Annotated in this window: 12 protein-coding genes; 4 read left to right on the forward strand and 8 right to left on the reverse strand. The window is 69.9% G+C overall.

Annotated elements, in window-relative coordinates; translation table 11 throughout:
• Positions 1–78: 78 nt before the first annotated feature.
• Genes J3S20_RS02240 through J3S20_RS02255 form a run of 4 tightly spaced genes read left to right on the forward strand, consistent with a single transcriptional unit; the run spans position 79 to position 3981 of the window.
• Positions 79–1047 (forward strand): Bug family tripartite tricarboxylate transporter substrate binding protein, encoded by a 969-nt coding sequence (locus J3S20_RS02240; RefSeq protein ID WP_216834209.1) that lies wholly within the window; start codon positions 79–81, stop codon positions 1045–1047.
• The gene (locus J3S20_RS02245) at positions 1044–1913 is read left to right on the forward strand and encodes an FAS1-like dehydratase domain-containing protein (protein WP_216834211.1); all 870 of its coding nucleotides are present in this window, start codon (positions 1044–1046) and stop codon (positions 1911–1913) included. Before J3S20_RS02240 ends, J3S20_RS02245 begins: the two co-directional genes overlap by 4 nt.
• Entirely contained in the window at positions 1910–3124 is a 1215-nt protein-coding gene (locus J3S20_RS02250) for a CaiB/BaiF CoA transferase family protein (protein WP_216834214.1), read from the forward strand. Before J3S20_RS02245 ends, J3S20_RS02250 begins: the two co-directional genes overlap by 4 nt.
• Positions 3121–3981, forward strand: a complete 861-nt coding sequence (locus tag J3S20_RS02255) for an HpcH/HpaI aldolase/citrate lyase family protein (RefSeq protein WP_216834216.1) — start codon at positions 3121–3123, stop codon at positions 3979–3981. Before J3S20_RS02250 ends, J3S20_RS02255 begins: the two co-directional genes overlap by 4 nt.
• A gap of 3 nt (positions 3982–3984) precedes the next feature.
• On the opposite strand, the gene J3S20_RS02260 is transcribed toward J3S20_RS02255, so the two are convergent.
• From J3S20_RS02260 to J3S20_RS02295, 8 genes are all read right to left on the reverse strand, one after another.
• Entirely contained in the window at positions 3985–4221 is a 237-nt protein-coding gene (locus J3S20_RS02260) for a thioredoxin family protein (RefSeq protein ID WP_216834218.1), read from the reverse strand.
• Positions 4222–4232: 11 nt separating this feature from the next.
• Positions 4233–5285 carry a permease gene (locus J3S20_RS02265; RefSeq protein WP_216834220.1) on the reverse strand — a complete coding sequence of 351 codons (1053 nt, stop codon included), beginning with the start codon at positions 5283–5285 and terminating at the stop codon, positions 4233–4235.
• 119 nt (positions 5286–5404) lie between these two features.
• Positions 5405–6592 (reverse strand): MFS transporter, encoded by a 1188-nt coding sequence (locus tag J3S20_RS02270; RefSeq protein WP_216834222.1) that lies wholly within the window; start codon positions 6590–6592, stop codon positions 5405–5407.
• 18 nt (positions 6593–6610) lie between these two features.
• On the reverse strand, positions 6611–7678 hold the full coding sequence (locus J3S20_RS02275) for an ABC transporter ATP-binding protein (RefSeq protein ID WP_216834223.1): 1068 nt from the start codon (positions 7676–7678) through the stop codon (positions 6611–6613).
• 2 nt (positions 7679–7680) lie between these two features.
• Positions 7681–9423, reverse strand: coding sequence for an ABC transporter permease (locus J3S20_RS02280; protein ID WP_216834226.1), 1743 nt, complete (start codon positions 9421–9423; stop codon positions 7681–7683).
• 3 nt (positions 9424–9426) lie between these two features.
• Complete coding sequence (locus tag J3S20_RS02285; RefSeq protein WP_216834228.1) at positions 9427–10491, reverse strand: ABC transporter substrate-binding protein; 1065 nt, start codon at positions 10489–10491, stop codon at positions 9427–9429.
• Between the two features lie 30 nt (positions 10492–10521).
• Positions 10522–11580, reverse strand: coding sequence for an ABC transporter substrate-binding protein (locus J3S20_RS02290; RefSeq protein ID WP_216834230.1), 1059 nt, complete (start codon positions 11578–11580; stop codon positions 10522–10524).
• 45 nt (positions 11581–11625) lie between these two features.
• Entirely contained in the window at positions 11626–12435 is an 810-nt protein-coding gene (locus J3S20_RS02295) for an enoyl-CoA hydratase (protein ID WP_216834231.1), read from the reverse strand.

Here is a 12435-nt window from a genome sequence, read left to right on the forward strand (position 1 = left end):
CCGACAACATCACATATGCGATGCACCACGCGGCGCGCGGCGCGTCTAGACTGCGGCAAAACGGGATGGAGGAAACCGATGCTGCAACGCCGCACCCTGATGGGCGCCGCCGCCGGCCTGCTGGCGGCCCCGCGCCTGGCCCGCGCCGCCTGGCCGGACCGGCCGATCCGGCTGATGATCCCCTATGGCGGCGGCGGGCAGACCGATGTGGTGGCGCGGCTGGTGGCCGATGCCATGTCGCGCAACCTCGGCCAGGCGGTGACGCCGGACAACCGCCCGGGTGCCGCGGGCGTGGTGGCGGCGGAGGCGGTGGTGCGGTCGCCGCCCGATGGCTATACGCTGCTGGTCGGCACGCGGAACACCCAGGCGATCAACGAGGCGCTGCGCCCCAACCTGCCCTTCGCCCATGCGCGGGACCTGGTGACCATCGGCCTCTATGCCACCACGCCGAACATCCTGCTGGTGCATTCCAGCGTGCCGGCGCGCAACCTTGCGGAATTCATCGCCTATGCGAAGGCGAATCCCGGCCGGCTGAACTACGCCTCCTCCGGCATTGGCGCGACGACGCATCTGTCGATGGAGCTGCTCAGCGAGAAGGCGGGGATCGAGCTGATCCACGTGCCCTATCGGCAGAGCACCCAGGGCATGACGGACCTGCTGGCCGGCCGTGTGCAGGCGCGGCTGGTGGGGCTGCCTGAGGCGGAGCCGGTGAAGGCGGACCCCGCGATCCGCGCGCTCGGCGTCACCAGCCCGCGGCGGTCGCCGAACTGGCCCGAGGTGCAGGCGATCGGCGAGGTGGTGCCGGGCTACGAGGCGCTGAACCTCTTCGGCCTGATGGCGCATGCGCAGACGCCGCGCGAGGTGGTGCTGCGGTTGAACGAGTCGCTGAACCAGGCCCTGGCCACGCGCGAATTGCAGGAGGCCTTCGCCCGCGTCGGCGCCGACCCCGCGCCGCCCAATACGCCGGAACAGGCGGAAGATCGGGCGCTGGCGCAGGCGAACCTCTGGGTGCCGATGATCCGGCGCCTGAATCTTTCCGCGCAATGAGCGACGCCGTCGCCGCCGCCATGCCAGAGCTGCGCGGCTGGATCGGCCGGTCGCGCGTGGTGGCAGAAGAAATCACCCTGCCCGCGGTGCGCCGCATCGCCGGCATGCTGGACCTCGATCCCGACGGTTTCGGGCCCGGCAGCGAATTGCCGCCGCACTGGTTCGGGATGTTCTTCGCGGATATCGCGCGGCAGAGCGAGATCGGGCCGGATGGCCACCCCCGCAAGGGCGCCTTCCTGCCGCCGATCCCCCTGCCCCGCCGCATGGGCGCGGGCCGCCGCACGCGTCTGCACGGCGCCTTGCGGGTGGGCGACGCCGCGACCAAGACCATCGAGGTGGCGGCGATCGAGCCGAAGCAGGCGCGCACCGGGCAGATCGTGGTGCTGACCATGCGCCAGACCATTGCGGCACGGGGCCAGACACTGGCGGTGGACGAGTTCGACGCGGTGTACCGCGAGGCCGTGCCGCCCGGCGCGAAAAGCGCGGCGACGCCGCCGGTTCCGGCGCCCACGGAGGTCGCCTGGTCCGATGCGATGGAATTGGATCCCGTGCTGGTCTTCCGCTACTCCGCCGTCACCTGGAACAGCCACCGCATCCACTACGACGCGGATTACGCGCGCGATGCGGAAGGCTATCCCGCCACCGTGCAGAATGGCGGGCTCACCATGCACCTGATCGTCGATGCCGCGCTGAAGCGCGCGCCCGGCCCGCTGCTGGGCTATACCGCACGGCTGCGGCGGCCGCTGTTTGTCGGCCAGACCGTAACGTTGGCCGGCGCCGCGCCGGTGGGCAGAAAAATGGCGGCCTGGGCGGCGGCGCCGGACGGCACGCTGGCGGCCGAGATGGAACTGGACTTCGGCACATGAGCGGCGGTCCGCTGGAGGGCCTGCGGGTGGTGGACCTCACCTCCGTCGTGGTCGGCCCGATCTGCTCCCGCACCCTGGCCGACCAGGGGGCGGAGGTCATCAAGGTGGAATCGCCCGGCGGCGGCGACCTGCTGCGCAGCATGGCGCAGGGCAGCCGCAATCCCGGCATGTCCGGCAAGTTCATCCAGTTCAACCGCAACAAGCGCTCCCTCTGCCTCGACATCAAGGACCCCGAGGGCCATGCCGCACTTCTGGCACTGATCCGCACCGCGGATGTCTTCGTCAGCAATATCCGCCCGAATGCGCTGGACCGCGCGGGGCTGGGCTGGGAGGCTCTGCGGGCCGTCAATCCGCGCCTGATCCACTGCTCGATCCTCGCCTTCGGCCGCGGTGGCCCCTATTTCAACCGGCCCGCCTACGACCCGATCATCCAGAGCCTGTCCGGCGTCGCCGGCACCTTCCATCGCGCCACCGGCGAGCCGCGCTTCGTGCCGATGGTGATGACGGACCACATCACCGGGCTGATCGCCGCGCAATGCATCGGCTTCGCCCTGTTCCGCCGCGAACGCAGCGGTGTGGGCGAGGCAATAGAGGTGCCGATGTTCGAGAACATGGCCTCCTTCGTCATGAGCGAGCATCTCGGCGCTGGCACCTTCGATCCACCGGTGGGGCCCCTGGGCGACGGGCGGCTGCTGAGCCCGGATTATCGGCCGGTGCCGACCAGCGACGGCTACATCACGGTGGGGCCGAACACCAACGCCCAGGCCTTCGCCTTCTTCGACGCGATCGGGCGCCCCGAGCTGAAGACCGATCCGCGCTTTCTCTCCGCCGCCGCGCGCACGGCGAATGCGGCCGAGTACCTCAAGATCCGCGCCGCCGCGATGCGCCAGAAGACGACGGCGGAATGGCTGGTGATCCTTGGCGCGGCGGATGTGCCGGCCGCTGCCTATAACAGCCTGGACGACCTGCTGGAGGATCCGCACCTCGCCGCCACCGGCTTCTTCGTGCCGGAGGATCATCCGAGCGAGGGCCGCATCCGCCGCACCGCCACGCCCAACCGCTTCAGCGGCGGCATGCGACAGGATGCGCTGCCGGCGCCGCGCCTAGGCGAAAGCTCCCGCGCCATCCTGCGCGAGCTCGGCGTGGCGGAGGAGGCGATCGACGGCATGATCGCGGCGGGGATCGTCACCACGGCGGAGGACCGCGCATGACCGACCATCCCGCGCGCTGGCGCTCGCTGCTCTTCGTGCCGGTGCTGGCGGAGCGTTTCGTCGCCAAGGCGCATACCCGCGGCGCGGATGTGGTGATTTTGGACCTCGAGGATTCCATCCTGCCCGCGCGCAAGGCGGAGGCGCGCGCGGCGCTGGGGGCCGCGGCGGCGCAGGTGGGCCAGGGCGGCGCCACCGTCTGCGTGCGCGTCAACCGCCCGCTGGACCTCGCTGTGCCGGATATCGAAGCCGCCATCGCCGCCGGCGCCACCGCGCTGATGCTGCCCAAGGTCATGGGGCCGGAGCATGTGCGCCTGCTGGCGGAAGTCGCCGCCGCCGACGAGGCCCGGCACGGCCGCGCACCCACGCGCTTCCTCGCCATCGTCGAGACGGCGGAGGCGCTGCCCCGCCTGCCGGACATCGCCCGCGCCGATCCGCGCGTGGTGGCGCTCGGCGTGGGCGGCGAGGACCTGGCGACGGAGATGGAGGCGGTGCCCTCCGCCGACAGCCTGTACCTGCCGGCGATGCTGGCGCTGCTGGCGGCGCGCGGGGCGGGGATCGTGCCGATGGGCTCACTGGGTGCCTTCGCCGCCTTCGACGATCCTGACGCCTATCGCACCGCGCTGCGGCGGTCCCGCGCGCTGGGCTTCGGCTGCGCCGCCTGCATCCACCCGGCCCAGGTGCCGATCATCAACGAGATCTACGGGCCGAGCCCGGAGGCCGTGGACCGCGCCCGCCGCCTGATCGCCTGTTTCGCGCAGGCGGTCGCGGAAGGACAGGGCGCGGTGGCCTTCGAAGGGGCGATGATCGACCTGCCGGTGGTGGACCGCGCGAAGCGGCTTATCGCCCGGGCGCGCTGACCCTCAGCCCGCCAGCCAGCGCGCCAGATCGGCGGGCTTCGGCAGCCCGCCCGCATGCACCACCTTGCCATCCACCACGATGCCAGGGGTGGCGGCGATGCCATAGCCGGCGATCGCCGCGTAATCCGTGACCTTGGAGACGGTGACCGGCACCCCGGCCTGCGCCGCGGCATCCTGCACCATCTGCACCGCCGCATCGCAGCGCCTGCAGCCCGGGCCGAGCACCTTCACGTCCTTCATGGCGAATCCCCTCAAGCGAACAGCAGGTTGAACAGGAAGCCCACGGCCAGGATGCCGGCACCGACCACCGCGACGAAGACCGCGATCAGCCGGGGCGACAGCACCTTGCGCAGGATGATGAGTTCCGGCAGCGACAGCGCGATGACGCTCATCATGAAGGCCAGCACGGTGCCGAGCGCCGCGCCCTTGCCCAGCAGCGCCTCCACCACCGGGATGATGCCGGCGGCGTTGGAATACATCGGGATGCCGACGAGCACGGCGGCCGGCACGGACCACCAGGCCTCCTTGCCCATGATCGAGGCGAGCAATGCCTCCGGCGCGTAGCCGTGGATCAGCGCACCCATCGCGATGCCGGCGATGATCCAGTGCCAGACCCGGCCGACGATCTCCCGCACCGACTCCAGCCCGGCGCGGATGCGGTCCGGCCAGCTCGGCGCCGCTTCCTCCAGGCTGGCAGGGCCGGCATGGATCTGCAGAACCCAGGGCTCCAGCCAGGATTCCAGGTGCAGGCGCCCAATCACCCAGCCGGCGGTGATGGCGATGGCGAGACCGAAGCCCAGGTAGGTCAGCGCCACCTGCCAGCCCAGCAGCGCGAACAGCAGCCCCAGCGCCACCTCATTCACCATCGGCGCGGCGATGAGGAAGGAGAAGGTGACGCCGAGCGGCACCCCGGCGGAGACGAAGCCGATGAACAGCGGCACGGCGGAGCAGGAGCAGAAGGGCGTCAGCACGCCGAGCCCCGCCGCCAGCACATTGCCCACCCCCACCCGCCGCCCGGCCAGCAGCGCCCGCGTGCGCTGCGGCGAGAAGAAGCTGCGTACCACCCCCATGGCGAAGACCACCAGCAGCAGAAGCAGCAGCACCTTCGGCACGTCGTACAGGAAGAAGGCGATCGCCTCGCCCAGCCGGCTGTGCCGGTCCAGCGGCAGCAGGGAGACCAGCCAGTCCGAGACCGGGATGAGCTGGCTATACGCCAGCGCCCAGGCCGCGAGCCCGGCGGCGCAGCCCGCCAGCCAGGGCAGCGCCGTGGCCGGGCCAGGATGGGAACCGGCCGAAAGGCTCATGCGCGGGGTCGCCCGTCTGTCAGCATCACCCTCGATCCTCGCTGCCTGAGGCGCCAATCTGCCAGCCTGGTGCGGCGGGCGCCTTGCGGCGCATCAATCCCGGGGGGATTCGGCGGGGCTCAGGCCGGGCGGCCCAGCCGGCGCAGGACCAGCAGGCCCAGCAGCGTCACCACCGCCACATGGCCGAAGGCGAGGCCCCAGGCGGAAAGCGCCTCCGGCCCCGCCCAGTCCAGCGCCACGCCGACGCCGAGCGGGCCGAGGAAACCGCCCGCATAGCCGCACATGCTGTGCAGCCCCATGGTCGCGCCGCGCAGGCCGGGCTCCGCCGCCTGCACCGTGCCGGCTGTCAGCGCCGAGCTGTCGAGGTAGATCGCCGCATTCCAGGCCAGCACGCAGGCCACGGCGAGCGGCGCGGAGACCAGGGCGGAGACGCCGGTGAGCACCGCCAGCAGCGCCGCCGTGCCCATCGCCGCGGCCACCACGCGGCCGCGGCCGAAGCGCTGCGCCGTCTCGTTGCCCAGGATGGAGACGGCGATGCCGAGCAGGCCCGCCAGGGTGAAGAGCACATTGGGCCCCGGCAGCCAGGCGGGCGCGCCCTGCTGCGCGATGACCAGCGCCAGGAAGGTCACGGCCCAGGCGCGCAGCGCGGCGAGTTCCCAGGTGTGCACGGTATAGCCGGCGATCCAGGCCATGGCGGCGCGGTTGCGCAGCACCGGCCGGAAATCCAGCAGCGCGCCCGGCCGCGGGGTAGGGCGCAGATCCGGCAGCACGGCGGCGCCGATGCCGAAGGCGACCAGCGCGGCGACGCCGCCGAAAAGGAAGGCCGCCCCCGGCCCCGCATGGGAGTCCAGCGTACCGGCGACGAGGAAGGAGGCGGCGCCGGCGATGCCCACGCCCGCCGCGTGCCAGGACACGGCGCGGGACTGCGCCGCGCCCTCCAGCCGATCCGCCAGCGCCTTCAGCCCCGGCATGTAGCAGCCCGCCCAGCCGATGCCGGCCAGCGCCCGCAAGGCCAGCGCGGACCAGAAGCCCTCCGCCCATAGCGCGAAGCCGAGATGGGACAGCGCGGTGCAGGCGGCGCCCAGCAAATAGATGCGCCGCGCCGGCACCCGGTCCGTCAGCGCCACCAGCACCGGCACGGCGGCGACATAGGCGGCGAAGAAGGCGCCGATCAGCCAGCCGGCCTCGGTCGCGGAAAGCTGCCAGCGCGCGAGGTAGCCCGGCAGCAGCGCAGGCAGGGTGAAGGCGCCGATCTGCGCCAGCACCTGCGCCAGGACGATGGAAGCGACGAAGCGCGAAGCCGGCATGACAGCCGGCAACACGCGCTACACCACCATCGCCATCTGCTGCGGGTCGAACTCCATCCAGACCCGCTCGCCCACATAATGGATCTGCAGCGGCGGAGCGGTGGCGCGCAGCCGCAGCTCGCTGCCCTGGGCGCGCACCACATAGTCCCAGGTCTCGCCCAGGAAGGTGCGCTGCGCGACCACACCCTCCAGCACCGGGCTGCTGCCGCCGGGCGGGGCGCGATGCAGGCCGATGCTCTGCGGCCGGACCGAGACCAGGATCTCGCCGCCCGCCGCACCCTCCGCGCCCGGCACCTGCCCGGCCTGCATGGCGATGCCACCGAAGCCGATCTCGCCGTTGCGGAGCTGCGCCGGCAGCAGGTTGGTGCGGCCGATGAAGCCGGCGACGAAGCGCGTGCGCGGCCGGGTGTAGAGCATATGCGGCGCATCCACCTGCTCGATCCGCCCGGCATTCATCACCGCGATGCGGTCCGAGGTGGCCATCGCCTCCGACTGGTCGTGGGTAACGTAGACGGTGGTGATGCGAAACTCGTCGTGCAGGCGGCGGATCTCGAAGCGCATTTCCTCGCGGAGGTTGGCATCGAGGTTCGACAGCGGCTCGTCCAGCAGCAGCACCGCGGGCTTCACCACGATGGCGCGGGCGAGAGCCACGCGCTGCTGCTGGCCGCCCGAAAGCTCCGCCGGATAGCGCGCGGCCAGATGGCCCATCTGCACCACCTCAAGGATTTCCTGGACCCGCTTTCGGATCTCGTCGGACGGCAACTTCCGCAGCTTCAGGCCGAAGCCGACATTCTCGGCCACCGTCATGTTCGGCCAGATGGCGTAGCTCTGGAAGATCATGGACATGCCGCGCTTCTCCGGCGGTAGCACCGCGCCGGGGGCGGAGATCACCTGGCCGTCGAGGGAGATGCTGCCCTCATTCGGATCGACGAAGCCCGCGATCATGCGCAGCGTTGTGGTCTTGCCACAGCCGGAGGGGCCAAGCAGGGAGACGAACTCCCCCTCCTGCAGCGTCAGGTCGATGGAGTCCACCACGCGGATGGGGCCATAGGCCTTGGTCAGACCCTGGATCTGCAGACGCGACATCCTCAGTTTCTCCGCAGCATGAAGTCACGCCCGACCAGCTTCATGCCGATGCCGACGAAGACCATGGTGACCACCAGCAGCAGCCCGCCGAAGGCGGCCAGCACCTCGAAATTGCCGGCCTCGCTGAGGTCGTAGAGCAGCACGGACATGGTCCGCGTGCGCGGCCCGACCAGGAAGATCGCCGCCGACAATTCGCGGGAGGCGACGATGAAGACGATGAGCCAGCCGCCGAGCAGCGATTTCCGCACCAGCGGCGCGGTGATCATCCAGATCGCATGCAGCCGCCCGCTGCCCAGGATGCGCGCCGCCTCCTCCATCTCCGGATGCACCGCCCGGATGGCGGAGGAGGAGTTGGCATAGGCGATGGGCAGGAAGCGCGCCGCGAAGGCCAGGATGATGATCGCCGCGGTGCCGTAGAGTGCGAAGGGCGGGGAGGCATAGGCGGCGTAGAAGCCGATCGCCATGACGATGCCGGGGATGACGAAGGGCGCCATGGCCAGGAAGCCCAGCGCCTCCCCGAAGGGCACCAGCTTGCGGTTGACGATATAGGCGACCATCAGCGCCAGCAGAACCGCAATGGTGGCGGCCGTGGCGGAGAACCAGATGGTGTTCCAGATGGAGGTCATCGCCATATCGTGTTCGAAGATCAGCAGCCGATAGTTGGCCAACGTCAGGTTGTCCCAGGCGAGCCCCCGCCCCCAGGCCTTGGCGAAGCTGGCCTGCAGCAGCACGAAGAGCGGCGCGATCACCGCCATCAGCCCCACCGCCGCGCACCAGCCGAAGGCCACCCAGCGCCAGGGGCCCAGCTTGATCGGCCGCCTTTCGCCACCCTTGCCGGTCTGCGAGACATAGCCCTTGCGCGCCAGCATCAGCTTCTGCACCACGATCATGCCGGCGGTGATCAGCAGCAGGGGCATGGCGTAGGCGGCGGCGACCTCGACCCGCACCGGATATTCGAAGAACTGCCAGAGCTGCGTCGTCACCACGTTGATGCGCGCGGGGATGCCGATGATGGCGGGCGTGCCGAACAGCGCGATGGCTTCCAGGAAGACGATGATGAAGCCCGCCATGATGGCCGGCCAGACCAGCGGCAGCGACACCTTGCGCATCGCCGTCCAGGTGCCGGCGCCAAGGATGTTCGCGGCGTCCTCCATCTCCGAGGAGACGAGGTCCAGCGCCGACTTCACGAAGATGAAGACCAGCGGGAAGGCGTTCAGCGCGATGACCAGCGCCATGCCGGAGAAGCTGTAGATATTGACCAGCGCGCCGTCGGCGCCCGTCGCCCAGCGCCAGAACAGGTTGATGAAGCCGGAATTCGGCCCCGCCAGCAGGATCCAGCCGACCGCGCTGAGATAGGGCGGCAGGATGAAGGCGCCGAGCACCACCGCCCAGGTCAGCCCCTTGAAGGGCATATCGGTGCGCGACACCGCCCAGGCCATCGGCACCGCCATGACCACCGCGATGGTGGCAGAGGTGAGGCCGAGCCGCAGCGAATTCACCAGCGCATCGACATAGCGCGAACGGCCATAGGCCGAGACGTAGTTCATCAGCGTGAATTCGCCGGTGCCCCGCGTCTCGAAGCTCACCACCAGCAGCTTGCCCAGCGGGAAGGCCACCAGGAAGAGCAGGATGGCGATCAGCGCGACCCAGAGCAGCGTCACCGGCTCGAAGCGCGCGAGCCGACCGCTGCGCCGGGCCTGGATCGGCGCGGCCTGGGCGCGGGGCAGTGCGGGGGCCTCGCTCATCGGTCAAACGCCGAAGATGTCACGCCACAGCTCCTTCACCTCGGTCATCTCGTTCTGGACCTGGGCCGGGGTCGGCGTGATGGTCTTGATCTCATCCAGCGGGCGCGAGCCTTCCGGCGGCGGCACTTCCGGCCGCAGCGATTCGGCGGAGAATTCGCGCACGGCGCGCGAATAGGCGGAGCCGCAGGCGAATTCCATGAACAGCTTGGCTGCATTGGGCTTCGGCGCATTGGCGATGGCCGCACTCGGCGCCGGTACCAGCAGCGTGCCGTCGGTGGGATAGATCAGCGCCAGCGGATTGCCGCGGGAGATGCTGAACAGCGTGGCGGCAGAGGGGATGCCCACGCCCACGATGCGCTCGCCCGCATTCAGCGTGGTCACCGGATCGCCGGCGGAGCGGCCGATCTGCGGCTTGTTGCGCTCGAACTCGCGGAAATAGCGCTCGCCATACATGGACTTCATCATGATGGCCCAATTGCCGATCGCGCCGCTGAAGCCCGGATGGCCAACGGCCATCTTGTCGCGCCACTTGGCATCCGTCAGCTCGCGCCAGCTTTTGGGCGCTTCCGCCTCGCTCAGCCGGTCGGTGCGGCGCGCGAGCATGTAAAGCGCCAGGTAGGTGACCTGGAAATGCCCGTCCGGATCGGCCGCCTCCCGCGCCGCCTTCACCATCCCCGCCGCGTTCTGCGGCTTGTAGGCCATCAACCGGCCTTCGCGCTTCAGGAAGGTGAAGTGGCTGTAGTCGGTGGAGCTGAAGACATCGCATTGCGCGACGCGCGCCCGCGCATCCTGCGACAGCCGCTGAAAGGCGACCTGGGAGGTCGTGCGCACCACATTGCAGCGCACGCCCGGATAGCGTTCCGTGAAGGCCCGGCCCACCGCTTCCGAGGGTTCGGCCTGCAGCTGGCCCGTGTACCAGGTCAGCTCCCCTTCCCGCTGCGCGGCTTCATAAAGCTGCCGTTCATGCGCCGGCATATCCTGCGCCGCGGCGCGGCGCGCAGGCAGGATGGCGGCTGCCGCCAGGGCGGTGGTGGTGCCGAGCAGGCCCCGCTTGGTGATACCGGTCATGTTCCTCGTTCCCTCATTCTTCTTGCGGCGTCAGACGCCGAAAGTGTCGCGCCAGGCCTCGCGGACCTCGGGCACGCCCTTTTCCTGTTCCTCCAGGCTCGGCGCCAGCAGGGTGATATCGGCCAGCGGCCTTCCGCCCTCGGGCGGTCGCACGTCGCCACGCAGGGGCTCGTTGAAGGTCAGCCGCACCGTCTCCGACATCGCCTGGCTGGCCTGGAATTCCATGAAGAGCTTCGCGGCATTCGGATGCGGCGCATTGCGCAGGATGGCGGAAGGCGAGATGGCGGCCAGGACGCCTTCCGTCGGATAGATCAGCTTCAGCGGATTGCCGCGGGAGATGGCGAGCTGCGTCGTGCCGGTCGGCACGCAGAGCCCGACGGAGCGTTCCCCCGCGTTCAGCGTGGTCACCGGGTCCTGACTGGATCGGCCGATCTGCGGATTGTTGCGTTCCAGTCGGCGGAAGTAGTCCCAGCCATACATCTTGCGCATCTGCACGGCCCAGACGCCGATGGCGCCGCTGAAGCCGGGATGGCCGACCGCCAGCTTGTCCTTCCACTTCGGGTCCAGGGCATCCTGCCAGCCGCGCGGCGCATCCGCCTCACTGACCAAGCGCGTATTGTGCGTCATCAGGAACAGGCCGAGGAAGCTGGTGTGGAAGAAGTTGTCCGGATCCGCATTCTGGATCGCCGGCAGCAGACCCGCGACATTCTCCGGCTTGAACTGCAGCAGCCGGCCTTCCCGCTTCAGCTGCACGAAGTGTCCGGAATTGGTCGAGCTGAAGACGTCGCATTGCGCCACCCCCGCGCGCGCATCCTGCGACAGCCGCTGGAAGGCGACCTGCGAGGTGCTGCGCACCACGTTGCAGCGCACGCCGGGGAAACGCTCGTTGAAAGCGCGGCCAACCGCCTCCGAGGTCTCGGCATTGTACTGGCCGGAATACCAGGTGATCTCGCCTTCGCGCCGCGCCGCGTCATACAGCTGGCGCTCATGCGCGGGCAGGCTTTGGGCCACGGCACGGAAGGCCGGGCCGGCGCCGAGCGCGACGCCGGTGCTGAGGGATAGGATCTGGCGCCTGTTGAAGCCGCTCATTCTTGGTTCCTCCCTGGGTGCGGCACGCACTGCGTGCCGGTTCAGTCAGCCTCCACGGAATGTCGGGGGGCGCTTCGCCATGAAGGCGGCGCGTCCCTCGGCGTAGTCGGCACTGTCGAAGCAGGCGCGGTACAGCGCCTCGAAGCGCGCCTGGTCGATCTTCGCAGGCTCGCCCGCGATCTGGTCGATCCCCTCCTTCGAGGCACGGATGGACAGCGGCGCATTGCGTGCGATGGTCATCGCCATCTCCCGCACCGTGGCCTCCAGCTGCTCCACCGGGACCACGCGGTTCACCAGGCCGACTCGAAGCGCCTCCTCCGCATCCAGGAAGCGGCCGGTGAACATGATCTCCTTCGCCATGGCCGGCCCGACCAGCGAGACCAGCCGGCGCAGGCTGTGCCAGGCATAGGCGACGCCGAGCTTGGCGGCGGGAATGCCGAAGCGGCCATCGGTCGCCGTGATGCGGATATCCGCCACCATCGCCGTCGCGCAGCCGCCACCGATGCAGAAGCCGTTGATCATGGCGATCAGCGGCTTGCCGAGCTGCTCCAGCCGCTGCCGTGCGGCGGCGGAAACGGCGGAATACTTCGCCTCGGCCTCCGCGCTGTTGCGCTGCTGCTCGAACTGGCTGATGTCCGCACCGGAGGCGAAGGCCTTGCCGCCGGCGCCGTGCATGACGACGACGCGCACCGCGGGATCCTCGGCGAAGCGCTGCGCCGCTTCCGCCACCGCCTGCCACATCTCCAGCGAGATGGCGTTGCGCTTCTCGGGCTGGTTGAAGGTGAGCCAACCGATCCCGTCCTCGATCCTGGCAAGGATCTTGGGCGTGGGAAGGGTGATCTGCATGCCGTCCAT

The organism is Falsiroseomonas tokyonensis, from assembly GCF_019024325.1.
GTDB lineage: Bacteria > Pseudomonadota > Alphaproteobacteria > Acetobacterales > Acetobacteraceae > Falsiroseomonas > Falsiroseomonas tokyonensis.